This is a genomic window from Frankia torreyi, from assembly GCF_000948395.1.
In the GTDB taxonomy this organism is placed as follows: Bacteria; Actinomycetota; Actinomycetes; order Frankiales; family Frankiaceae; genus Frankia; species Frankia torreyi.
The window spans coordinates 32,537-56,248 of sequence record NZ_JYFN01000006.1; the positions used below are offsets into that span (position 1 = coordinate 32,537).

The 23,712-nt window shown below is 73.8% G+C and carries 21 protein-coding genes and 1 tRNA gene; 13 read left to right on the forward strand and 9 right to left on the reverse strand.

Annotated elements, in window-relative coordinates:
- Nucleotides 1-25 precede the first annotated feature (25 nt).
- Genes FF36_RS05485 through FF36_RS05495 form a run of 3 tightly spaced genes read left to right on the forward strand, consistent with a single transcriptional unit; the run spans nucleotide 26 to nucleotide 2,661 of the window.
- Nucleotides 26-1,726, forward strand: a complete 1,701-nt coding sequence (locus FF36_RS05485; protein ID WP_339325594.1) for a long-chain-fatty-acid--CoA ligase — start codon at nucleotides 26-28, stop codon at nucleotides 1,724-1,726.
- A complete protein-coding gene (locus FF36_RS05490) occupies nucleotides 1,723-2,181 on the forward strand; it encodes a hypothetical protein (RefSeq protein WP_044883893.1) in 459 nt (152 codons plus the stop codon). Before FF36_RS05485 ends, FF36_RS05490 begins: the two co-directional genes overlap by 4 nt.
- A gap of 54 nt (nucleotides 2,182-2,235) precedes the next feature.
- Nucleotides 2,236-2,661: a hypothetical protein gene (locus tag FF36_RS05495; protein WP_044883894.1), complete on the forward strand. Its 426-nt coding sequence runs from the start codon at nucleotides 2,236-2,238 to the stop codon at nucleotides 2,659-2,661.
- A 247-nt stretch (nucleotides 2,662-2,908) separates the two neighbouring features.
- Here FF36_RS05495 and pyrH read toward each other — a convergent pair whose 3' ends face one another.
- The 4 genes from pyrH to FF36_RS05515 form a co-directional block, all read right to left on the reverse strand.
- Entirely contained in the window at nucleotides 2,909-3,703 is a 795-nt protein-coding gene (pyrH, locus tag FF36_RS05500) for a UMP kinase (RefSeq protein ID WP_044883895.1), read from the reverse strand.
- Between the two features lie 311 nt (nucleotides 3,704-4,014).
- Nucleotides 4,015-4,368: a VOC family protein gene (locus FF36_RS05505; protein ID WP_044883896.1), complete on the reverse strand. Its 354-nt coding sequence runs from the start codon at nucleotides 4,366-4,368 to the stop codon at nucleotides 4,015-4,017.
- 134 nt (nucleotides 4,369-4,502) lie between these two features.
- Nucleotides 4,503-4,579, reverse strand: a tRNA-Pro gene (locus tag FF36_RS05510).
- 90 nt (nucleotides 4,580-4,669) lie between these two features.
- Entirely contained in the window at nucleotides 4,670-5,542 is an 873-nt protein-coding gene (locus FF36_RS05515; RefSeq protein WP_052680975.1) for a metallophosphoesterase, read from the reverse strand.
- Between the two features lie 341 nt (nucleotides 5,543-5,883).
- Between FF36_RS05515 and FF36_RS05525 the strand changes: the two genes are divergently transcribed.
- Nucleotides 5,884-6,360, forward strand: a complete 477-nt coding sequence (locus tag FF36_RS05525; protein WP_044883899.1) for a GatB/YqeY domain-containing protein — start codon at nucleotides 5,884-5,886, stop codon at nucleotides 6,358-6,360.
- 9 nt (nucleotides 6,361-6,369) lie between these two features.
- Here the strand turns inward: FF36_RS05525 and FF36_RS05530 are convergent, their stop codons facing one another.
- Nucleotides 6,370-9,063, reverse strand: a complete 2,694-nt coding sequence (locus FF36_RS05530; RefSeq protein ID WP_044883900.1) for a penicillin-binding protein — start codon at nucleotides 9,061-9,063, stop codon at nucleotides 6,370-6,372.
- A gap of 552 nt (nucleotides 9,064-9,615) precedes the next feature.
- Here FF36_RS05530 and FF36_RS05535 point away from each other — a divergent pair.
- The gene (locus tag FF36_RS05535) at nucleotides 9,616-9,972 is read left to right on the forward strand and encodes a WhiB family transcriptional regulator (protein WP_011607588.1); all 357 of its coding nucleotides are present in this window, start codon (nucleotides 9,616-9,618) and stop codon (nucleotides 9,970-9,972) included.
- A 216-nt stretch (nucleotides 9,973-10,188) separates the two neighbouring features.
- On the opposite strand, the gene bagB is transcribed toward FF36_RS05535, so the two are convergent.
- Nucleotides 10,189-11,589, reverse strand: coding sequence for an ArsA family ATPase (gene bagB / locus FF36_RS05540; protein WP_242422313.1), 1,401 nt, complete (start codon nucleotides 11,587-11,589; stop codon nucleotides 10,189-10,191).
- 5 nt (nucleotides 11,590-11,594) lie between these two features.
- On the reverse strand, nucleotides 11,595-12,638 hold a 1,044-nt coding region (gene bagA, locus FF36_RS05545), incomplete at its 5' end, for an ATPase BagA (RefSeq protein WP_242422314.1).
- 131 nt (nucleotides 12,639-12,769) lie between these two features.
- Here bagA and FF36_RS33985 point away from each other — a divergent pair.
- The 5 genes from FF36_RS33985 (at nucleotide 12,770) to FF36_RS05565 (ending at nucleotide 19,597) form a co-directional block, all read left to right on the forward strand.
- A complete protein-coding gene (locus FF36_RS33985) occupies nucleotides 12,770-12,937 on the forward strand; it encodes a Sp36 family protein (RefSeq protein WP_095212072.1) in 168 nt (55 codons plus the stop codon).
- A 1-nt stretch (nucleotide 12,938) separates the two neighbouring features.
- Entirely contained in the window at nucleotides 12,939-13,415 is a 477-nt protein-coding gene (locus FF36_RS05550; RefSeq protein ID WP_044883902.1) for a RidA family protein, read from the forward strand.
- A gap of 79 nt (nucleotides 13,416-13,494) precedes the next feature.
- Nucleotides 13,495-14,460, forward strand: coding sequence for an NUDIX hydrolase (locus FF36_RS05555; protein WP_044884001.1), 966 nt, complete (start codon nucleotides 13,495-13,497; stop codon nucleotides 14,458-14,460).
- A gap of 10 nt (nucleotides 14,461-14,470) precedes the next feature.
- Nucleotides 14,471-15,313: an MBL fold metallo-hydrolase gene (locus FF36_RS05560; protein WP_044883903.1), complete on the forward strand. Its 843-nt coding sequence runs from the start codon at nucleotides 14,471-14,473 to the stop codon at nucleotides 15,311-15,313.
- Nucleotides 15,314-15,808: 495 nt separating this feature from the next.
- The gene (locus FF36_RS05565) at nucleotides 15,809-19,597 is read left to right on the forward strand and encodes an AAA family ATPase (RefSeq protein WP_044883904.1); all 3,789 of its coding nucleotides are present in this window, start codon (nucleotides 15,809-15,811) and stop codon (nucleotides 19,595-19,597) included.
- Between the two features lie 250 nt (nucleotides 19,598-19,847).
- Here the strand turns inward: FF36_RS05565 and FF36_RS05570 are convergent, their stop codons facing one another.
- Both FF36_RS05570 and FF36_RS05575 read right to left on the reverse strand, forming a co-directional pair.
- Nucleotides 19,848-20,549, reverse strand: a complete 702-nt coding sequence (locus FF36_RS05570) for a Crp/Fnr family transcriptional regulator (protein ID WP_264761768.1) — start codon at nucleotides 20,547-20,549, stop codon at nucleotides 19,848-19,850.
- Nucleotides 20,550-21,082: 533 nt separating this feature from the next.
- On the reverse strand, nucleotides 21,083-21,319 hold the full coding sequence (locus FF36_RS05575) for a hypothetical protein (RefSeq protein WP_009741745.1): 237 nt from the start codon (nucleotides 21,317-21,319) through the stop codon (nucleotides 21,083-21,085).
- Nucleotides 21,320-21,465: 146 nt separating this feature from the next.
- Here FF36_RS05575 and nth point away from each other — a divergent pair, with 146 nt between their 5' ends.
- Genes nth through FF36_RS05590 form a run of 3 tightly spaced genes read left to right on the forward strand, consistent with a single transcriptional unit; the run spans nucleotide 21,466 to nucleotide 23,703 of the window.
- Nucleotides 21,466-22,200: an endonuclease III gene (gene nth, locus FF36_RS05580; protein WP_044883905.1), complete on the forward strand. Its 735-nt coding sequence runs from the start codon at nucleotides 21,466-21,468 to the stop codon at nucleotides 22,198-22,200.
- Between the two features lie 5 nt (nucleotides 22,201-22,205).
- Nucleotides 22,206-23,201, forward strand: a complete 996-nt coding sequence (locus FF36_RS05585) for an NUDIX hydrolase (protein WP_313954310.1) — start codon at nucleotides 22,206-22,208, stop codon at nucleotides 23,199-23,201.
- 37 nt (nucleotides 23,202-23,238) lie between these two features.
- Nucleotides 23,239-23,703 carry a plastocyanin/azurin family copper-binding protein gene (locus FF36_RS05590; RefSeq protein WP_082121697.1) on the forward strand — a complete coding sequence of 155 codons (465 nt, stop codon included), beginning with the start codon at nucleotides 23,239-23,241 and terminating at the stop codon, nucleotides 23,701-23,703.
- Nucleotides 23,704-23,712 lie beyond the last annotated feature (9 nt).

The window sequence follows — 23,712 nt, forward strand, 5'->3', positions numbered from 1 at the left end:
GACAATGGTTTATCTGCTGGATCGCATGAGGCGTGCCAGCACCGGTCCGAACACGGTGACCTTCCTCGCGCCGGACGGCGGACGGCGGGTCGGCTGGGCCGAGCTCTACGGGGACGCCCGACGCGTCGCCGCGGGCCTGCAGTCGCACGGGGTCGGGCCGGGCCGGCCGGTGGTCATCCTTGCCGACACGTCGCGGGAGACGATCACCGCCGCGATGGCGACCTGGCTCGCCGGCGGTAGCCTCACCATGGCCCCCACCCCCGCCCGCACCGTCGACCTGGCCCGCTACCTCGCCGACACCCGCGACCGGTTCGACTCGCTCGGTGAGCCGCTCGTGCTGGTCGGCGCGCCGTGGGGGGACGCGGTGCCGGCGCTGTCCGGCGGGGCCGGGCGGGTGATCCCGCTGGCCGAGGCGGTCGGCGACCCGCCTGCGGCGGCGTGGCGCCCGCCCCTGCTGACCGCCGACGCCCCCGCGATCCTGCAGCTGACCAGCGGCACCACCGGCGCACCGAAGATCGCCCGGATCAGCCACGGCAACCTGGCGGCGAACATCGAGGGCATCCGGGTGGCGACCAGCCACGAGGCCGTGCACGGCCGGATGCTGTCCTGGCTGCCGCTGTCCCACGACATGGGGCTCATCGGCGGGTTCATCCTGCCGATGGCGTGCGGCCGCTGCGACACGCTGCTGTCCTCACCCGCCGACTACCTGGCGAGGCCGGCGAGCTGGATGCAGCTCGTCTCCCACCATCGCGCCACCAACACGGTCGGACCCGGCTCCGCCTACGCCGTCGCGGCCCGGCTGCTGCGCACCGGCCCCCGGCTGGACCTCTCCTGCCTGGCCTACGCGCTGTGCGGCGGGGAGCCGATCGATCCCGCGGTCGTCGACGACTTCCTCGACGCCGCCGGCGGTCACGGCTTCCATCCGGCCTCCTTCACACCCGCCTACGGGCTCGCGGAGGCCACGGTCGCGGTCACGTTCTCCGCCGTGGGGCGTGGGCCGCGCTACGACACGGTGGACGCGGACGCCCTGGCCGCGGGCACGGCCCGGTTCGTGCCCCCCGAGCCGGCCGCGCGCCTGGTGTCCCCCGAGCCCGCCGGGCCCGCCGAGTCCCCCGAGCCCGCTGAGCCCGCCGAGCCGGCGGTGCCCGCGATGCGCACGAGACGGCTGGCGCTGCTCGGGGAGCCGATCCCCGGCCTGTCGGTCCGCGTGGTCGATCCGGACTCGGGCGGGATCCGGCCCGAGCGGAAGGTCGGCGAGGTCCAGGTCCGCGGCACCTCGGTGACCGCCTCCTACCATGACGATCCCGAGTCGGCGGCGGCCCTGCGCGCCCGCGACGGGTGGCTGGCCACCGGCGACCTCGGCTACCTCACCGGCGGCGAACTGGTCGTCTGCGGTCGCCGCAAGGACGTCATCATCCTCGGCGGCCGCAACATCTACCCCGAGGAGGTGGAGCGGGCTGCGGCCCGCGCCGAGGGTGCCCGCGCGGGCAACATCGTCGCCTTCCCCTACCCGCGTCCCGGCCATCTCGGCGGGGAGGGGCTCGCCGTGGCCGTCGAGACCCGTGGGGCCGATCCCGCCGCGCTGAGGAGCGCCGTCGCCGAGAAGGTCCGCGCCGCGCTCGGGGTGACCCCGCACGCGGTGCTGGTGCTCGAGCCGGGCTCGGTGCCGAAGACCCCCTCCGGAAAGCTGCAACGAGCCGAGGCCCGGCGGAGGTTCACCCCATGAGCACCCAGCCCGCCGCGCGACACGACGCACACAGCGTCGGCGCGGGCAGCGACGCCGCCACGGCCGAACGGCTCGCGGCCCTGGCCGACGGCCTCTACGCCGCCTGGGCGGAACCCGCGGTGTCCCGGCGCGACGAACTGCTCGCCGACTGCTGCGTCCCCGCGGTGACCTACGCCAACCCGCTGGGCGAGGCCGCCGGCATCATCGAGTTCGCCGATCTCATCGGCGAGTTCCTCGCGCCCTACCCGGGGCATCGGCCGGTGCGCACCAGCGGGGTCGACGTGCACCACCGTCGCGCCCGCTGGGAGTGGGGACTGCGCAACAGCATCGGACAGATCGTGCTGGCGGGCCTCGACGTCGTCACCTTCACCGAGCGGCCGCGCCTGGAGACCATCAGCACCTTCTTCGGGCCTCCGCCGCGGCCGGTCTACTCCTTCGGCGCGGCACCAGCCTGAACCCGCACCGCCCATCCCGATCCCCCACCGCCCATCCCCCACCTGGAGGAAATCGTGCCCAGCACCCGCGCAGCACTGCGGACCGCAGCCGTCGGCGCGACCGGCGCCGTGGCGGCCGGCCTGTTCGGCGCCATCCCCGCCGACGCATCCACCCCGATTCAGTCCACCGGCTGCACCGTCACCGCCTGGCCGCCCACCGGCGGCTCGACGATCTTCGCGAACGGTGGGATCACCTGCGACCCCCGGTACTCGGGCAACATGCAGATCAGCAACCAGTTGCGGAAGTACGCGAACGGGCAGTGGATGTCCGTCGGGGACCCGGTCAAGAAGTCGTACTGGGGCGGCAGCGGCATCGGCGAGGGCACCTCGGTGCCCTGCAGCTTCAACGGTCAGGCGCAGTTCAAGACCGTGACCACCGGCACCGCGGACGGCATGTCGACCACGGACACCTCCCCGAGCACCACCTACTCCTGCTTCTGATCCACCCCTGGCGATCCACCGCCGCTGAGCCCGGCGCCGGTACCGGCCACGTGTCGGTACCGGCCCGGCCTGGCTAGCCGGTCAGATCCCGACAAAAGACGCGTCATAGCACCAAATCGGGCCTCGTCTTTACCGAAAAGACAACAACTGCGCGGCGTACCGTCAACCCACCGCGGCGGGAGTACAACCCCCGGCGTCGGCGGGCGGCGAGTGCCGAGAACTTCACCGACCGGTGGCGCGGCGCGGCTCACACCACCGTTTCGGCGGAACTCGCCAGCGCCGCGGAACCCGACTTCCCACCCGTGGTGTCGATGACGGTCCCCCGGTGTTCGCCGCGACAGATCGCCGTCATCGCACCCTGCTGCTCGATGTCGAAGATGTGCAGCGGGATACCGAAGTCGCGGGCAAGAATGAATGCCGACTGATCCATGACCCGCAGCCCCCTGCTGATCACCTCGTCGTAGCTGAGGTGGGAGAAGCGCTGAGCGTCCGGGTTGATCTTCGGGTCGCTGTCGTAGACGCCGTCGACGCCGTCCTTGGCGGCGAGCACCGCGTCCGCGCCCAGCTCCAGCGCGCGCTGCACCGCCGGGTAGTCGGTGGTGAGGAAGGGCTGACCGTTCCCGCAGGCGAGAATGACCGTCGCCCCCTTCTCCAGCAGGTGCACGGCCCGCAGCCGGATATAGGGCTCGGCCACCGCCGGGACCGGGACCGCCGTCATCACCCGCAGGTTGTCCTCCCCGAGGGCGGTCAGCTTGCCCCGCAGCAGCAGGCTGTTGATGACCGTGCCGAGCATCCCGATGTTGTCGGCCTCGACCCGATCGATCCCCCACCGGTCCGACTGGTTGCCGCGGAAGAGATTTCCACCGCCGACGACGATCGCCACCTCGACCCCGGACTGACGCACCGCGATGATTTCCCGGGCGAGATGTTCCAGCGCATTCGAATCAAAGCCGAATTCGGCGGAACCGGCGATCGCCCGGCCGCTTAGTTTTACGACCACTCGACGGTATTTGGCCACAGTCTCCCGCTTCCCCTTTTCCATCGTGCGATCTTAACGTAGCCGGGTCAATGATCGATCATGAGCCCGGGAAGTACTTGGGTACACGGTAGAGCACCCGGCTCCCGGGACCGCGCCATGACCGGCCGGCCACGAAAACAACCCGCACCGGCCGCAACGCGTCAGGTGCCGACGAGGGTGCGTCCCGACCGACGCCCGCGCGGGCCAGTTCGACGATCTTGGTGTTCCGCCGAGCCGCGCCACGCGAACCTCGTGCCGCCCGCCTCCCAGCGGCGCGGTCGCCGCGGAGTGGCGCGGTCGCCGACCACGGCGCCGGTACCCGTCCGACACCGCGGCTAGGTCACGATGTGCAGGTACTCGAACACCGTCCCGTCGGGATGCTCGGCGATCAGTCGGGATCCGTTGGGTGACTCGCCGGGCCCTTCAAGCAGCGCGCCGCCTGCCGAGACGATCGTCGCGGCGACAGCGTCGAGGTCATCGACCAGCACGGTCGCGGCCCGGTTGCGCAACGGCGCCAGCGCGGCGGGCGTCCCCGCCACCAGGAGGAAAGGCCCGACCCACGCCAGCTCGACGTCGCGAAAGCGGAAGCGGCGCGTGGGCGCGTCCGAAGCCAGTCGCTGGTAGAGGGGCAGCACGTCGTCCAGCGATTCGACGTAGACCCGGGCGAGCACCTCACGAATCGGACTCACAGCGCGACGCTACCTCGCCCTGCCCACGGGCCATCGGTGGAGCAGGCCAGGGGTGATCGCTTCAGTGGCGAGCCCAGAGACGACGAAAGCCCTGGTCCGGCCCTCCCGTAGGAGCCTGAGACCAGGGCTTTGCGTGGTCGGGGTGGCGGGATTCGAACCCACGACCTCTTCGTCCCGAACGAAGCGCGCTACCAAGCTGCGCCACACCCCGCGACCGAGATGAAGCATACCCGACGGAGCGGTGGTTCAGGGCAGGGGGTGGTCACGGGTTCGGCCGGCGGTCACGCAGACGGGACCGCGGTCAGGCAGACGGGACCGCGGTCAGGCAGAGCAGGGTCGCCTCGGGGCGGCAGCCGAGGCGCACCGGGGCGAAGGGCGAGGTCCCCAGGCCCGGGGACACGTGCAGCCAGGACGCTCCCGCGGCGGTCGCGTGGCGGGACAGCCCGCGGACCCGGGATCGGTCGAGCCCGCAGTTGCTCACCAGTGCCCCGATTCCCGGCAGCCGGATCTGGCCGCCGTGGGTGTGACCCGACAGGATGAGGCCGACGCCGTCGGCGGTGAAGGCGTCGAGCACCCGCGGCTCCGGCGTGTGCGACAGGCCGAGCGCGAGCTGCGTGCCGGGCTCCGCGGGCCCGGCCACGAGGTCGGGCCGGTCGCGGCGCAGCCGGGCGTCGTCGACCCCGCGCACGTCGATCCGGCGGCCGCCGGCCGCGAGTACGGCCCGGGTGTTGGTGAGCTCCGTCCAGCCGCTCGCCGCGGTCAGGTCCTTGGCGAGGCCCGCCCAGTCCAGCGGGACGCCGGACGGCTCGGCCGGCGCATCGCCGCGCAGGTACCGGTGCGGACTGCGCAGCGTGGGGACGAAGTAGTCGTTGTTCCCCGGGACGAACACACCCGGGAACGAGTACAGCGGCGCCAGCGCGGTGAGCAGCGGCTCGCGGGCGTCCTCGGCGCAGAGCACGTCACCGGTGAGGGCGACCAGGTCCGGCAGCAGCCGGGCCAGCTCGGCCAACCACGCGAGCTTGTCCCGCTGGCGCGCCGTGACGTGCAGGTCGGACAGGTGCAGCACGCGCAGCGGTCGCGAGCCGGCGGCAAGCGCGGGGATCGACAGCCGACGCAGCGTGTAGGCGTTGCGCTCGTACAGCGAGCCGTAGGCGAGCGCGCCCGCCCCGACCACCGCGACCGATGCCGCGAGCCCCGCGGCCCCGCGCGCCACCCGGCGCCTCGGCGCCCCCACACCCGCCCCCACACCCGCCACCACGACCTCCTCGCGCCCAGACCTCTCGCGCCCAGGCCTCTCGTGCCCCGACCTCTCGCGCCCCGGCGCCATCCCCCGTGCCGCGCATTCGACCCGGCGGACCCACCGCGCCAGAGGGACCACTCCCGTGGCGGCGGCGTGCCTCGGGCCGTACAACACAGTCTCACCCCCGGTCCGCCGTGGCCGGGCGCCACCCCGGCCGTCGCACCGCCGTGGCCAGGCGTGACCAGGTCCCCCGCGGACCATAGGCTTCGTTGACTATGAGCACCCCCACGGAACGGAGCACGCTGCACCAGCGGCTCCGCGCCGACCTGACCACCGCGATGAAGTCCCGCGACGAGCTGCGGACGTCCACTCTCCGGCTGGCGCTGGCCGCCGTGAAGGACGCGGAGGTCGCCGGCGCCACCGCCCGCGTCCTCGACGACGCGGAGGTCTCGCAGGTCCTGACCCGCGAGGTGAAGAAGCGACGGGAGGCGGCCGACGCCTACGCCGCGGCCGGTCGCGCCGAACAGGCCGACCGGGAACGCGCCGAGGGCGAGGTGCTGGGCGAGTACCTGCCTAGCCAGCTCGGCGACGACGAGCTGGCCGCCATCATCGACCGCGTGCTCGCCGAGCTGGACCTCTCCGGGCCGAAGGCGATCGGCCCGGCGATGAAGGCCGTGCAGGCCGCCGTGGCCGGCCGGGCCGAGGGCGGCCGGGTGGCTGCCCTGGTGAAGGCGAGGCTCACCGGCGGCTGACCGTCGGCGCTACCTGCGGTTGCGGCGCGGCCGGCGGGCCCAGTCCGCCGGGTTGGTCCCGGGGCTGGCCGGTGAGCTCAGTTGCTCGCGCGGATTCGCCCCGAAGACGCCGGGCAGGCCGGGCCCCCCGCCCGGTGGGACGGGCTGCCCCAGCCCCGCCGGCGGCGAGCCTCCTGGCAGCACCGGCGTACCGGTCAACCCGCCGGAGATCGACAGCTTGATCTCCGTGTTGATGGAGACCGGGCCGCCGGGCGACGGCGACATGTACACCACGATCCCGGGGGCGACCGGCGCGGGGACCGGCTGCGACGTGACGTGGAACCCGAGCTGGACGAGCATCTGCTCGGCCACCTGCTGCGGCTGGCCGACCACGTTGGGTAGAACCTTCGCCGGCACCTGCGGCTGGGTGTCGTCCGGCGCCGGCAGCGGCTCGACCGGCAGGCTCAGGCCGTTGATCGTACGGATCATGGTCCGGGACCACACCTGCGCCGGGTATCCGCCGCCGAAGACGTTGCGGCCGAGCACGTTGGTCAGCGGATGCGAGGTCGGCCCGCGCGGGTCGGCGAGGGTGACCGCCGCGGCGAGCTGCGGGATGTACCCCGCGAACGAGGCGGTGCTGAAGCCCTCGGCGGTACCCGTCTTGCCCGCGGCCGGCCGGCCGATCTGCCCGTTGCCGCTGGCCGTCCCGTGGTTGATGACGCCCTGCAGCACGGCACTGACCGTGTCCGCGATCTTCGGGTCGAGCACCTGCTGGCAGGGCGCGCCCGCGTTGAACGGCAGCGGCCGGTCGGCGCCGCCGACCCGCTGCGTGATCGCGAGGACGGTGCGCGGGTCGCATCGACGCCCCCGCGCCGCCAGCGTCGAATAGGCGGTGGCCAGGTCCATCGTGCTGATTTCGTTGGAGCCGAGGATCGACGAGCCGTCGACGCGGCTGATCCCGTCGATCCCCTTGCATTCCGGATCGTCGTTCTTGGCCGGGCGGATCCGGCACGAGGAGACGCCCATCCGGCGGGCGACCTCGGCCGTCTTCAACACGCCCAGCTTCTCGGCGAGCTGGATGTAGTAGGTGTTGACCGACCCCCAGGTCGCGGTCGTCAGGGAATAGAAACCGTCCTCGCTCGGATCGGCGTTGCCGTAGCAGTTCTTACCCTGCGGATCCGGGTTCGGGAAGACGTCGGAGTGATAGCAGACGGGGGCGTGCAGCGTCGTGGACAGCGGCAGGCCGGACTCCAGGGCGGAGATCAGGGTGAACACCTTGAAGGTCGATCCCGGCGAGAAGGAGTCCTCGTCGACCGGATAGACCTCCTTTGTGTGCACGAAATCCGTCGACAGGCTCGCCGGCTTGCCGTCGTCCGTCGCCCCGTACTCCCGGTTGATCGCGACAGCGAGCACCTGGCCCGTGCCCGGCTGCATCATCGCGACGCTCGCCGCCACCCGGTTGCCGATCGGGATGACCTCCGCCGCGGCCGACTGCGCGGACTGCTGCGCGACCGGGTCCAGCGTCGTTCTGATGGTCAGGCCGCCCTCGAACAGCAACCTGCGGGCGTCCTCCTCGGTGGGGGCGAAGGTTCTGTCGTTGAGGAGCTGCTGGCGGACCAGGGCGCAGAAGAACGGCGCGCCCGAGTCGGCACACGGGTCGGCCGACCGCGCGGGACGGTCGAGCACCAGCTTGCTGTCGTGCGCCTGACGGAAGTCGGCCTGGCTGAGGTGATGCAGCTCCAGCATCCGGTCGAGCACCACGTTGCGCCGTTCCCGGGCCGCCTGGGGATGCAGCACCGGATTGAAGGAGGTCGGGTTCTTCACCAGGCCGGCGAGGGTCGCCGCCTGCGGCAGAGTGAGTCGGTCCACGTCGACGTTGAAGTAGTGCTTCGCCGCGACCTCGATGCCGTAGGCGCCGTCGCCGAAGTAGGCGATGTTCAGGTAGCGCTCGAGGATCTCGTCCTTACTCAGGTGCGCCTCGAGGTAGAGCGCGTACCGCGCCTCCCGCAGCTTTCGCCGCACCGTCTGCTCGGTGGCGGCCTTCTTTTCCTCCGGCGTGGTGGCCGACATCAGCAGAACGTTCTTGACGTACTGCTGGGTCAGCGTGGACCCGCCCTGAGTCACCTCGCCGTTCTCCCGGTTGGTCAGATAGGCGCGGGCGAGACCCTTGTAGTCCAGCCCGTCGTGTTCGTAGAAACGCGAGTCCTCGATGTCGACGACGGCCTGGCGCATCACCTGGGGAACCCGGCTCAGCGGCACGACCTCACGGTTCTGCTCGCCGGACAGGACGGCGATCTGGTTGCCGCGCGCGTCGAGGATCCGCGACGCCTGCGCCAGCGGGGGAACCGTGAGGTTCGCCGGCAGGTTCATGAAGTCGTCGGCGCTGTTCTTGACGGTCAACCCCACCGCGCCGACCACCGGCAGCGCGAGCATGCCGACCAGCACTCCGGCCACCACGCTGAGCACGCCCGCGACGGCCAGCCGGCGCACCGTACGCCCCGCCCGGCGGCCTCCGGTGCCGCCCGGCCCACCGGATCCGCTCTGGCCGCCGAAACCGCCCCGCCCACCGGAACCGCTCTGGCCGCCCGTGGCGAAGCCCGGCCGGTAGAGGTCGCCGACCTCGCGGTCCCGCACAGCAGCGGTGGATACCGGGCCGGCCTGCGTCGGCCGGCGCCCGGGGGGTGGCTGCCCAGAGGGCACCGGGTACCCAGGGGGCGTGGTCATCGGCGGACCTCCGTCCAGCCAGGCTGGGACACCAGTCGGAGCATACGGGCCAACATCTGATCAACCCTCTCCGCCCTGACGGGGCAGGCCGGTACAACGACGCTCGAGGGGCCACCCAAGCGAGTCGAAAACGCCGTGACCTGGGACACCGCAATTCCGACGGCGGGTGGCGTGGCCGGCCGCCGACGGCGAGCCCTGGACGAGCGTGACGACCTCCACATCACCACGCCCGAGGCGGTCCCGCCATGCCCACCAACGGGCTACCGGATCGGAGGGGGCCCTGGAGGTCGGTTCCCATGTCAGCCGGACAACGGGACCATGGAAGAACTACTCGACTCCCGCAGCGATACTGGAATGTCACCCATCCGACATACGGTTGTCACAGACCGCACTACTGAGGCGATCCGGATCAATGGCCCGGACTAGTCATTTGGACAACCACCCGTGTGGGGTCTGTGCCGTGGCCACGCCACTCCGTACGGTTTCGGGTCAACGCCACGTCACCACCCGCACGGGCCCCCTGACCCGGACTCGAGAAGAAAGGCAGGTGGCATGACCAGAAGCCTGGCCCCCGCCGTCAGCACGACCCTGCGCGCCAACCCGACCCACCTCGTGGGTTCCACCGTCGACGGCGACTGGACGGCACACGCCGCCTGTCGCGACCTCGACCCGGATGAGCTGTTCGTCCAGGGCGCCGCCCAGAACCGGGTGAAGACCCGGTGCTTCGGCTGCGCCGTCCGCACCGAGTGCCTCGCCGACGCCCTCGACAACCACGTCGAGTTCGGCGTCTGGGGCGGCATGACCGAGCGGGAGCGCCGCGCGCTGCTGCGACGCCGCCCGGACGTCACGTCCTGGCGCAAGCTGCTCGCCGACGCCCAGGCTGATCATCGATCAGCGTCCGCCGGATAGCCCGGACGGGGACGCTGCGCCCACCGAGCCGGCCCGGTCCACCGTCCGGCCCGACACCGCGCGGCAGCACACCCGCCCGACCACCGCATGACCGGCACGGGCCCACCAACCCGTGACCCGCACCCGATTCCGCCCGAGGACAGCGTCGTCCCGGTTCGGAACGCAGTCCTTTCCGCCGGCCCTGCGTCAGCCGACGCGGTATCAGCCGACGCGGTATCAGCCGGCCCGTTCCAGCCGCTCGACCCGAGCCAGCGCGTCGCCGATCTCACGCAGACCCGCCAGGTCGTGCACATCCTCGGACAGCGCCTCCACCTCCACCAGCGGGGTGTCGGGATGGGCGCTGGTGAACCGCTCCCGTAGCCGCGCCTCCCGGCTGGCCAGCCGCGCCCGCTCGGCGTGGATGCGCAGCACCGCCGCCGCGAGTGGATGCTCCCCGTGCTCATCGAGGTTCTCGGCGGCCGCCAGGCTGCGCTCGACGGTGAGCGCCGTCGCGTCGCTGTGGTGCATCCGGTTGACCACCAGCCCGGCCAGCGGCATCCCCTCCGCGTCGAGCCGATCGACGAAGTACGACGCCTCGCGCAGCGCCGCCGCCTCGGGCGCGGCGACGACGACGAACGAGGTGCCAGGATCGCCGAGCAGGCGGTAGGTCTCCTCCGCCCGGGCCCGGAAGCCCCCGAACATCGTCTCCAGCGCGGCGACGAACTGGCTGACGTCCATGAGGAGCTGGGCGCCGAGCACCTTGGTGATCACCTTGGTGAACATGCCGAGACCGGCGCCGAGCACCTTCGCGTAGGCCCGCCCGCCGGCCTTGGCCGGCGCGAGCAGCAGCCGCAGCAGCCGCCCGTCGAGGAAGGTGCCCAGCCGCGTCGGCGCGTCGAGGAAGTCCAGGGCCGACCGGGTGGGCGGCGTGTCGACGACGATGAGATCCCACTCGCCGCTCGCGTCGAGCTGGCCGAGCTTCTCCATCGCCATGTACTCCTGCGTCCCGGAGAAGGAGGACGACAGCGACTGGTAGAACGGGTTCGCCAGCAGCGCCTCGGCGCGCTCGGGCGTACTGTGCGCCAGGACGATCTCGTCGAACGTCCGCTTCATGTCGAGCATCATCGCGTCGAGGCGACCGCCGGCGGCGCCGTCGACCCCGGCCACCTCCCGCGGGGTGTTGTCGAGCGCGGTCAGGCCCAGCGACTGGGCGAGCCGGCGGGCCGGGTCGATGGTCAGGACCACCACGTCGCGCCCACGCTCGGCGGCGCGCAGCGCCAGCGCCGCGGCCGTGGTGGTCTTGCCGACACCGCCCGAGCCGCAGCAGACGATGATGCGCTCGGTGTCGAGCATCGCGTCGACGTCGAGCAGCGGCGCCCCCGCCGGGTGCGGCCGGACCCGGCGGGTCGCGGTCCCGGCGGACCGGCCCGCCGCCCGCCCCGTCGACCCGCCGGAGCGGCGACGCGGGCCCTCGCTCCTGGTCTCGTTCGCTCCGGTGCCCGCCTTCGCGGCGCCGGCCGCCTTCGCAGCGCCGGCCGTCCTCGCAGCGCCGGCCGCCTTCGCCGGTCCCGCCGTGGCCTTGGCCGATCGGGAACTCTTCGCCACCTGCGGCCGGTCGTCGCCGGACGTCGAACCCACGGCGCTCACCCCACCATCTGCTGCGCGCGCAGCATCTCCGCAAACCGGTAGATCGTGCCGACGTCGACCCCGTCCGCGACCAGCGGTACCTCGTACACCGGGCGGCCGAGCGCGGCGATCTCGGCCCGTTCGGCCGTCTCCAGCGCCACCCGGTCGGCGTGCTGGGCCGCCTCCCAGGCCAGCGCGTCCACCAGATCGCGGGTCGGTTCCAGACCCGCCTCCTTGATCCCGGCGGCGAGCTCCTCCCGGTCGAGCTCGCCGCGGCGGGCCAGCCGCGACTGGCCGACCTTCAACAGGGGCGAGCGGGCCATGTTGACGATCACCCCGCCCAGCGGCAGCCCGACCCGGGTGAGCTCGGCGACGCCGTCCACGGTCTCCTGGACGGGCATCTCCTCCAGCAGCGTCACCAGGTGCACGGCGGCACGTTCGGGCCGCAGCACCGCCATCACGCTGTCGGCCTGGGCGCGGATCGGACCCATCTTGGCCAGCCCCGCCACCTCGGCGGTCACGTTGAGAAAGCGGGAGATCCGCCCGGTGGGCGGCGCGTCCAGCACGACCGCGTCATAGGCGAGCCCCCCCGGACGGGTGGCGTCGGGGCGGTTGACGGCCTCCTTGACCTTGCCGGTCAGCAGCACGTCGCGCACCCCGGGCGCGACCGTCGTCGCGAAGTCCACCGCGCCGATCTTGCTCAGCGCCTTTCCGGCCCGACGCAGGTTGTAGAACATCTCCAGGTATTCCAGCAGGGCCTCGTCGGCGTCGATCGCGAGCGCGAACACCTCGCCGCCGCCGGGCGCGCTGGCCACCTTGCGCTCCTGGTAGGGCAGCGGCGGGGTATCGAACAACTGTGCGATCTGCTGGCGCCCCTCGACCTCGGTGAGCAGGATCCGCCGGCCGCCGGTCGCCAGCGCCACCGCCAGTGCGCCGGCCATCGTCGTCTTGCCGGTTCCGCCCTTGCCGGTGACGATGTGCAGCCGGCGATCCCACGGACCGCTCGCCTCGTCGTCGGAGTCCTCGGTCACCGTGCGCTTGCCACTCACACGCTCGACCGTNCCCGCGCGCCCGGCCCCCGCCATGTCGGAAGCCGTGAGCTCCCCCGCGGCGGGCGCCCGCGGACCGAACGAGGCCGTCGTCCCCCGCGGTGTCCGGGGCGGGGAGACCGGATGCTCTAAGGTCCGGTGTCATGCAGACGAAGTGGGAGTACTTCACGGCCCCGTTGCTGATCCACAACACCAAGCAGATCCTCGACACCTTCGGCGAGGACGGGTGGGAGCTGGTCCAGGTCATCCCCGCTCCCACGAACCCCGAGGGCCTCGTCGCCTACTTCAAGCGGCCCAAGGGCCAGGCCTGACTTGACCAGCCCGAGCGCCCGCCTGGCCGAGCTGGGACTGACGCTGCCGCCGGTGGCCAGCCCGGCGGGCGCCTACCTTCCCTCGATCCGCGACGGCGATCTGGTCTGGACAGCCGGGCAGTTGCCGCTGGTCGACGGGCGGCTGGTCGCCACCGGCCTGGTCGGGGAGGCCGTCGACGCCGAGCGGGCGGCGGAGCTGGCGCGGATCGCGGCGCTCAACGCGCTGGCGGCCGTCGCCGCGCAGGCCGGCGGCCTGGACGGGATCGTCCGGATCGTGAAGCTGGTCGGGTTCGTCGCGAGCGCCGCCGGGTTCACCGCCCAGCCGGTGGTCCTCAACGGGGCGAGCGAACTGTTCGTCGACGTCTTCGGCGACGCCGGCCGGCACGCTCGTTCGGCGGTCGGGGTCGCCGCGTTGCCGCTGGGCGCGCCGGTGGAGGTCGAGGTGGTGGCCCGGGTGGCGGCCCTCGCCCGGGACTGAGCGGACCCGCCGGGGCCAGGCGGCGAGGTCCGACCTCGATCGGCGGCGGCCACCGGTGGTCCTCACTAGCATCGGCCTCATGGTCGATCACAAGGCTGCCCTGCTCGCCCGGCTGCAACGGTCGCTGGTCGTCGTCCGCGATCCCGCCGGTCCCGGCGCCGCGGCGGGGGCACCGCGGCCGCCGGTGGGCTCGTCGGCGCCCGTGCGCGATGCCGCCACGGTCGTCCTGCTGCGCGACGCTCCGGGCGGTCGAGGCATCGAGGCGTACTTGCTGCGGCGGGTGACAGGGATGGCGTTCGCCGGCGGGATGTACGCCTTTCCCGGCGGCCGGGTGGACCCGACCGACATGGGGCCGGATGTGCCCTGGGCCGGGCCGCCGGTCACCGAGGTGATGCACGCACTCGACGCGGACCCCGCGCTCGCCCGGGCGCTGGTCTGCGCCGCGGTGCGCGAGACCTTCGAGGAGTGCGGCGTGCTGCTGGCCGGTGCCGTTCCCCGGGATCCAGCCGACGGGACGGCCGCTGCGCCGAGCCTCGACGAGACGGCCCGTGCCGAGGCCCGCCGGGCCCTGGAGCACCACGAGCTCGGGCTGAGCGAGCTGCTGCGCCGCCACGACCTGGCGCTGCGGGCCGACCTGCTCGCGCCCTGGGCCCGGTGGGTCACCCCGGAGATCGAGCCTCGGCGCTACGACACCCGGTTCTTCGTCGCGGCCCTGCCCGGCGGACAGTCCCCCGAGCAGCCCTCCCGGGAGGCCGACCGGATGGAGTGGATGCGGCCCGTCGACGCGCTCGAGCGGCACGCCGCCGGCGCGCTGGGCATGCTGCCGCCCACCGCGTTCACGCTGGCCGAGCTGTCCGAGCACGACGACGTCGCGTCGGTCCTTGCCGCCGCCCACGCCCGCGACCTGTCGCCGATCATGCCGAAGATCCTCGTCAGCGGCGGGGAGGCACACCTGCTGTTGCCGCACGACGAGGCGTACGACCCGCCGGGCGGCGGCGGACCGGGCGACAGCGGACCGGGCGACAGCGGACCGGACCAGCGATAAGGCTTCAGTCATGACGACTCCTCGACAGGTCACCCCGCTGGCCGCGGTGCTGCTCGCCCCGAACCCGGGTCCGATGACGCTGGACGGCACCAACACCTGGCTGCTGCGCGCCGCCGGCGAGCAGGGGTGCGTGGTGGTGGATCCCGGGCCCGACGACGCGGGGCACCTGGCCGCGGTGGCGACCGCCGGCCGTGTCGAGCTGATCCTGCTCACCCACGGGCACGCCGACCACAGCGCCGGCGCCGCCGCGCTGCACCGGCTGACCGGCGCCCCGGTCCGCGCGCTGGACCCGGCGCACCGCCTCGGCTCGGAGGGGCTCACCGCCGGCGACGTGATCGCGACCGCGGGGATCGAGCTGCGCGTGCTGCCCACCCCGGGCCACACCTCGGACTCGCTGTCGTTCCTGCTCAGCGGCGACGAGCGGCCGGCGTCGGGCCCGCCCGCGGACGCCGCCGGCAGCGCCGGCCTGCCGTCCGGGCCGGGGGTGCTGACCGGGGACACGATCCTCGGTCGCGGCACCACCGTCGTGGCCCACCCCGATGGGCGGCTCGGCGACTACCTCGACAGCCTGCGGCTGCTGCGGGAGCTGGGGGAGACCACGGTGCTGCCGGGGCACGGCCCCGAGCTGCCCGCCGCCGGCCGCGCCGCGGAGCAGTACCTGGCCCACCGCCGGGGCCGCCTGGACCAGGTCCGCCGCGCGCTGGCCGACGCCGGGGTCGACGCCGCCGAGGCCGACCCCGCCGACGTGGTCCGCCGGGTGTACGCGGACACCGACCGGGCGCTGTGGTTCGCGGCCGAACTTTCCGTCAGGGCCCAACTGGACTACTTGCGGCAGCATCCCGACATCCCCTGAACGAGCCAGGCACTTCGGGTTGGTCCCCGTGCTCGCGACCCGTGACATATCCTCACGGCGGCCGTGAGCGGGGCCACCCGTTCGGCACTCGCGGGCCAGCGGCCCCGGCCCGGGCCCTCCCAGCCCCACCGCGGGCCGCTGACCAGGCAGATCAGGGAGTCCGGCTGCGGCGGGACGGCACCCGATCGAGCCTCGCCGCGCCCGGCGACGCGGGGCTGGACGACCCCGGTACCACCGGGAGGCACCAACGCGGCCGCGATCGGTCACCCGACCGGAGGGGATGCCGGGAAGGAGACCCAGACCACTAAACTTTGGCACGGAGGGAACCGATCGTGCGCAGGATGACGACTTCGACCAGCCGGAGGCCGAGCGGCCGGTCCGGGGCGGCCTACGGCCACCCGGTCGGGCGAGACGCGGCGCCGGTGCTGCCCCTACCCCGGGAGGCCCGCAGATGAGGGTGCCCGCGCGATCCCCACGCCCCGGGCGGCGGCGACCATGGTGATCTCCGCACCGCACACGGGGCCGCTGCGCTGCCCCCGGTGCGGCTCGGCGGCCGTCCCCGGCGGACGGTTCTGTTATCACTGCGGCCTGGAGTTCACCCAGGCCGAAGCCCCGGCGTCCGAGGTCCCGGAACGGCGCGTCGTCACCGTACTGTTCGGCGACCTGTCCGACTTCACCGGCTGGGCCGACAACCGCGACCCGGAGCGCGTCGGCGAGATGACCGACCGGGTGCTCGCCGCGCTCGCCCACGAGATCGACGAGGTCGGCGGGCGCGTCGACAACCTCACCGGCGACGGCATCATGGCCGTCTTCGGCGCGCCCACCGCCCACGAGGACGACCCGGAGCGCGCGGTGCGGGCCGCCGCCGCGATGCAGGAGACCGTCCGCCGGCTGGTGCAGGACACCGCCGGTGACAGCGCGGAGGGCCGCCTCGGCCTGCGCGTCGGGATCAACACCGGCGAGGTCCTCGCCGGGGTGCAGGCGGCCATCTCGTACACGGTGATCGGCGACACGGTGAACACCGCGGCCCGGCTGTCGGCCGCGGCCACGATCGGCACCGTCTACGCGGGCCGCGAGACGGTGCTGGCGACCCGGTCGGTGGCGAGCTGGCGTGAGCTGCCCGACCTCGTCCTCAAGGGCAAGCGGGAACCGGTGCCGGCGTACGAGCTGATCAGCCTGCGCCCCTCCAACGTCGCCCGGCCGGGTCTCGCCGACGACGCGCCGTTCCTCGGCCGCGACGCGGAGCTGGCCGCCCTGGAGACGCTCTTCGCCGAGGTCGTCACGCGGCGCTCGCCGGAGGTCGCGCTGATCGTCGGCGAGGCCGGGATCGGCAAGACCCGGCTGGCCAGCGAGCTGGCCAACCGGGCTGAGCGGACACCCGGCACGGTGGCGCTGTGGGGACGCACGGTCCGTCACGGCGACGGCCGCGGCCTCGCGCCCCTCGTCGACGTCGTGCGCAACGCCTGCGGTGTCACGGACGGCGACTCGCTCGACCGGGTGGCCGACCGGGTCCGGCGCACCGTGGCGGGGCTGTCCCATCCCCTCACCGGGGCGCGGCTGCCCGCCGGCATCGCCGACCGCTTACTCCTGTTGCTCGGCGTGCCCCTGGACCGGCGGTCCACCATCCCGGCCACTACCCCGGGTGATCCGGCGGCCCGCGCCTCCCACATCGAGGAGGCCGAGCAGCGCGCCGTGGAGGCGACGGTGGAGGCCGTCGCGCTGCTGCTCAGCGCGCTGGCGCGGTCCGGGCCCATCCTGGTGCTGATCGACGATCTGGAGTGGGCGACGAGCCAGCTCAGTGACGCGATCGGCCGGCTCGCCTCGCGCCTGTCCGGGCCGGTCCTGCTCGTCCTGCTCGACCGGGCCGGACCGCGCCTGGCCACCCTCCCCCGGATCCGGCGCATCGACCTGCAGTCGCTGAGCACGGAGGCGTCCAGCCTGCTGTTGCAGAGCCACCTGCGGGGCAAGACGCTGGAGCCGCACACCCGCGACGACCTGCTCGCCCGGGTGCACGGCAACCCGTTCTTCCTCGTCGAGCTGCTCAACCTCCTCATCGACCGGCGGCTGCTGCACCCCGGCGACGGCACCGGCGACGGCGAGCAGGCCGAGCTGGTGCTCGACGGCTCGTTGGCCGAGACCCCGTTGCCCGCCGGCGTGCAGTCCGTGCTCGCCGCCCGCATCGACGATCTGGACCCGGTCGCCAAGGCGGTGCTGCGGGCCGCGGCGGTGCTCGGCCGGCGCTTCCCCGCGGAGGCGCTGCCGATGGTCGACGAGCGGCCGGCCGAGGAGGTCACCCGGGCGCTGGAGGTCCTGACCGAGCGCCAGCTCGTCCGCCCGCCGCGGGCCGCCGAGACCCGCTGGCGCTTCGTCCACCCGATGGCCCGGGACGTCGCGTACGCCGGCCTGCCGAAGGTCGAGCGGGCCCGCCGGCACGCCACGGCTGCCCGCTGGGGCGTCACGGCGATGATCGGCAGCTCCCGCTCCGTGTCGACCTTCGTCGCCGGCCACGCCCTGCGTGCCTACGACCTGGCCGCCTCGATGGGCCTGCCGCCGGGCGACCCGGCCTGGTCGTCCCGGATGTCCGGGTTCCACGCGCATGTCCGGCTGGCCCGGGCGGCGCTCGCCCGCGACGACCACCGGACCGCGGCCGACCTGCTCGCCCATGCCCGCCGGCTCGGCCGGGGCATGATCGACACGCAGGAGGACAACGTCGTCCGGGTGCTGCACGCCGAGGCCCTGGTGGGGCTGCGTCACCTCGACGAGGCCGAGCGCACCCTGCGACCGGCGCTGCGGGCCGGCGCCCCCGCCCGGCGCGCCGCCGCCTTCTCCGTGCTCGGGGAGCTGCGCCAGAAGCAGGGCCGGACCGAGGAGGCGGCCCAGTGCCTGCTCACCGCGCTGAAATCGGCCCGCCAGGCCGGGGACGAGCGGGCTACGGCCGCGGCGCTGCGCCGGCTCGGCATGCTGGAGTACAACGCCGGCCGGATCGGCGCGGCCGAGGACCGGTACCGCGAGGCCCTCACGATCGCCCGCCAGGTCGACGACCCGCGCGGCGTCGGCTGGGCGTTGCAGCACCTGGCCTGGAGCGCCACCACCCGCGGGGACTACCCCCGGGCCGAACGGACGCTGCGTGAGGCGTCGGCGGTGTTCGAACGGCTGGAGGACACCGGCGGGCTCGGCTGGTGCCGGGGCACCGAGGCACTGGTGCTCCTGCTGTCCGGCCAGCTCACCCGCGCCCGCAAGCTCACCCGCGAACTGATCGAGATCGCGGGTTCCGTCGGCGAGCAGTGGGGCATGGGTGTCTGCCTGACCGTGGACGCGATCGCCGCCGCGGAGCTGGGGGACATCGCCGCCGCCGAGTCCCACGCGCAGCGGGCCACGGAGCTGTTCGAGAACTCCGAGTACACGTGGGGATCGATGCTGGTACTGGTCGCCCGGGGGCTCGCCGCCCGCGGCGCGGGCGAGCCGGCCCGCGGGGCGCGGTACCTGGAGCAGGCCTGCGACCAGGCCGCCGAGCGCGGCCACGTGGTCGTCGGCGCCCTGGCGCGGGTGCTGCTCGGGCTGACCCTGCTCGACGCCGGCGAGGTCGACAAGGCCGCGCAGGCCGCTGAGATCGCCCTCACCGACCTCGAGCACCTGGAGCTCCACCCGCACGCCCAGCTCGGGGCGAAGGTGCTCGTCGCCCAGATCGCCCGCGCCCGCGGCCGGACCAGGGCCGCACTGGACCTGCTTCGGGAGGCGCTGTCGGCGAGCGAGCCGGCGACGCTGATGTTCCCCCGCCGCCAGGCGTACGCGCACCTCGCCGGCATCCTGCTGGACGCGGGCCAGCCGGCCGAGGCGCTCGAGGTCGCCCGGCGGGCGGTCGCCGTGGACGCCGAGGACGTGCGCGCCCAGGTGCTGGGCTACCGGGCGCTGGGCACGGCGCTCGTGGCCAACGGCGATCTTGAGGGCGGCCGCGGCGCCTACCTGCGGGCGCTCGCGGCGGCGACCGCGACCGGCGCCGTCAGCGAGGCGCCGCAGACCCGGCGGCTGCTGGCCAGCCTGCCGCCCAGCGGGGGCCCCGCCGGGGCCGGCGGCCCCGCGGGCAGCGGTGACGGGCCGGCCGGCGACGCAGGGCCCACCGGCGGCCCGGACACGGGCGTCCCCGCCGCGGCGGACGCTCGGTCGCGGCGCGCGCAACCGGCCGCGGCACAGGCGCAGGAACGCCCCCTGCCGGGGACGGCCGCGGACGCCGACCACGCGCGGGCCGCGTCCCCACCGGCCGCGGTCGCGGGCAGCGCCGGCTGACCTGCGGGGGCGCCGTGAGGTGACGTCAGGGGCCGGCGGGCGGGTCGTCCATCGGGGGCGACCCGCCCGCCGGCACGGTGTGCGGGCGTATCGCGGGGCGCGGATGTATCGCGGGGCGCGGATGTAGGGCTGTCGGGCTGGGCGCGGGCGATGGGACGGGCGTCTGGCTGCGCGGACGGGCGGGCGGCTGGGCGCATGCACCTGCGGGCCGTCCGGGCGGACCCGGGACGGCGCGTGACGAGCGCCGGGACTAGCGGGCTCGGCGGGACAGCCGTTCGCGGTCCAGCAGCACGACGGCACGGGAGTCCAGGCGAAGCCAACCACGGGTGGCGAAGTCGGCAAGCGCCTTGTTCACCGTCTCCCGGGAGGCGCCGACCAACTGGGCCAGCTCCTCCTGGGTGAGCCCGTGCTCGACCCGGACACCGGCCGCCTCGTTGCCGGGCTGCGCCGGCTCACCGAACCGCTCCGCCAGGTCGAGCAGGGCTTTCGCCACCCGACCCGGAACGTCCGTGAACACCATGTCCGCGACGTTGTCGTTGGTACGACGGAGCCGACGGGCGAGCACGCGCAGCAGCATTGCGCCCGCCTCGGGGCGGGAACGCAGCCAGGGCCGCAGCGCGGTGTGCTCCAGCGACAGCAACGACGCATCCGTGACCGCGGTCGCGGTAGCCGTGCGTGGACCGGGGTCGAACAACGAAAGCTCTCCGAAGAGGTCACCAGGACCCATTACGGACAGCAGGTTCTCCCGGCCGTCAGCCGACTGACGCCCTATCTTCACCTTTCCGGACAGGACCACGAAGACCCGATCACCGACATCTCCTTCTCGGAACAGCACGTCCCCGCGGGTGACGTCCTGCCGATCAAGATGGTCGGAGAGGGCCAGCCGGTCCTGTTCGGAGAGCCCGACGAACAGCGGTACGCGGGCAAGCAGATCCTCCACGGTCCTGAGCATGCCAGGACTAGCGATGGAGGGCACGAGCAGGGACCCCCTGCAATGAAATTGCTCCATGCAGGTGAACGTGGAGCGACCGACCGTGCGCCGTTCGCGAGAATCCGCCCTTGATCAGGCACTTCCGGATGCCACGTCCGGGTGTTTTAATCCCCACCACCGCGCCTCGCCACGGGCCGCGGGAGCCGTCTCGCCCGGACGGGCCAGGTGGGCACCGGGTCCATCGGCCCAGCCGCCGGCGGGCCGATGGACCCGCCCTCGGTGTCCGAGGGGACGGCCGGGGGCCGCCGGGGCCTTCGGCCCGGGTCCCGCGGGACTCCCCGCCCGGCGTCGCTTCCCCACAATGCCCGCCGCCCGAGCCCCCCACCTGCGGCAACGCCCGCAGGCGGCGGACTGGGCGGAAAAGCCGTCGGATGCGCCGCCCGCCGCGCACCCATACCCGGACCGTTGATGGCGCGCGGCGGGCGACATGTGGTATACGCCAGCACCGGCCATCCACCCGGCACCGGAAGAACGGCCGAAGGCGCGCCGGGGCATCAGGCCGCCCGATGCTTGCCGGGCGACGGGCGGCGCAGCCGGCGCCGGTACCGCTCGAGCGCGGCGGGCAGGCCCTGTTGGACGAAGGTGTCGACCTCGTCCGGTTGGGCGTTGTCGAGGAAGCCCTCCAGTCCCTTGCCCGTGTCGGCGGCGTTCAACGGGCGTTCCACCCGTTCCATCGCCAGCAGAAGTCCGAGAAGCACCAGAGGAAAGAAGATCGCGGCAATGACAAACATGACTCCCCCATGGTGGCCGACGGGCGATCGGCAGACGCACCGGGGGTGGGTGTGTCGCGGATCGGGTTGCCGAGGCCCGTCATGACCACACGGCACGCCCACCGGTGCCAACCAGGCCGGATCGGCCGGCGGATACGCTGCGAGACATGCCCGCCGCCGTCGACACCGCGACCGAGACGCCGCTCGCGAAGACCCGGCGGGCCCGGCGGATCGTGCGTCTGCTGGGCGAAGTCCACCCTGATGCCCGCATCGCGTTGCACTTCGACAACGCTCTCGAGCTGCTGGTCGCCACGGTGCTGTCCGCCCAGTGCACCGACAAGAAAGTCAACGAGGTCACGCCGGCGGTGTTCGCCAGGTATCGGTCGGCTGCGGACTACGCGGCTGCCGACCGGGCCGCACTCGAGACGCTGCTGCGGCCGACCGGGTTCTTCCGCGCGAAGGCGAACTCGCTGATCGGCATCGGCGCGGCGCTCACCGAGCGCTTCGGCGGCGAGGTCCCCCGCCGGCTCGACGAGCTGACCACCCTGCCCGGCGTGGGCCGCAAGACCGCCAACGTCGTCCTCGGCCACGCGTTCGACACCCCGGGCATCACCGTGGACACCCACGTCGGGCGCCTGTCGCGCCGCTTCGGGCTGACCGCCGAGACCGATCCGGTCCGGGTCGAGGCCGACCTCGCCGCGCTCATCGAGCGCCGGGAATGGACGATCGCCTCCGATCGGATGATCTTCCACGGCCGGCGTTTCTGCCACTCCCGCCGACCAGCGTGCGGCGCCTGCGCCCTGGCCCGACTGTGCCCCTCGTTCGGGCTCGGTCCCACGGAGCCGGACGAGGCCGCCAAGCTCGTGCGGGGAACACGCGGCGACATCGAAGCCTTGCGGTGAAGGAGATGTCCACACCTTCGCCTGCTTCCCCCGACGCGCCCTGCCCCGTTCCCCCCGACGCGACGGCGCCGCCGGGTGCCGCCCCGCCCCCCAGGATCGCCACCCCGGCCGAGGTCGCCAGTCCCGTCGAGGTCGCCCGCCCCGGAGAGATCGCCCACCCCGGAGAGATCGCCCACCCCGGAGAGATCGCGCCCCCACCCGCGGTGCCACGTCCGCCGGGTCCCGCCGACGTCGCCCCCGCCGACGTCGCCCCCGCCGGAACCGCCCCCGCTGGCACGTCCACACCGCCGGCGTGGCTGCGCACGCTCGCCGACCGGCTTGGGGACGCGTTGATGACCGGCCGGACCCGCCCGGGCGCGCGCGCCGTCGACGCCCGGCCGGCGGCCGTACTGATCCTGTTCGGCGACGGCCCGGACGGACCGGACGTCCTGCTGCTCGAACGGGCGGCCGAGCTGCGCAGCCACGCGAGCCAGCCCGCGTTCCCCGGGGGGGCTGCCGACGCCACCGACGCCGACCGGGTCGCCACCGCGCTGCGGGAGGCCGCGGAGGAGGTCGGCCTCGACGCGGCGGGAGTCGAGGTGCTCGCCGTCGCCTCGCCGCTCTACCTGCAGGCCAGCCACTACCTCGTCACCCCGGTGCTCGCCTGGTGGCACACCCCGTGCGCGGTCGCGCCCGTCGACCTCGCCGAGACGTCGTTCGTCTCCCGGGTGCCGCTGGCCGAACTCGCCGACCCGGCCAACCGGGTGATGCTGCGCTACGCCCAGGGCGGCCTGCTCAGTCCGGCGTTCCGGGTCCACGGCATGCTGGTCTGGGGCTTCACCGCCGGCATCCTCGACATCCTGCTGCGGCTGGGAGGATGGGAGCGCCCGTGGAACCGTTCGGCGGTGGTGGACTACCCGCTCCCGCGTGAGGTTCCCGCGGCTTCCCCACCGGCCAAGCCGGCCACACCGGCCACACCGTCCCCACCGGCTCCGCGGCAACGCTCGTCGAGTACGCCCTGAGCCGGCCGACCGCGCCCCGACACGAAAGGCACCACCGATGACCTGCACCGCGGACCGCGACCAGGCGGCCCGCCCGTCGGACCTGGGCTCGCCCCACCAGCGAGCGTCCCGCGCGGCCGCGCTGCTCGGGCTGGTCCTTGCCGTGCTGCTGGGCGTGGCGGGCTGCGGCGGCGACGGCGGCGGCAGTCCGTCCGCCGGCCCCACGCTCAGCGCCACCCGGGGGGCGGACGGCGTCCAGGTGTTCGCGGTCACCGGCCTGCCGAGCATGAAGTTCTCCGCCACGGAGCTGCTGGCGAAGCCCGGGAAGATCCGCGTCGACTTCTCCGTGGCGCAGGGCTCGGCGCCACACAACTTCGTCGTCCCGCGCATCCCCGCCGCGCACACCAGCATCGTCTCCGCCGGTGAGTCGCAGAGCGTCACCTTCACCGTGACGGAGCCGGGTGACTATCCGGTGGTCTGTACCCTGCATCCCAACATGACGGCCACGCTGAAGATCGCCTGAGTCCGGGCC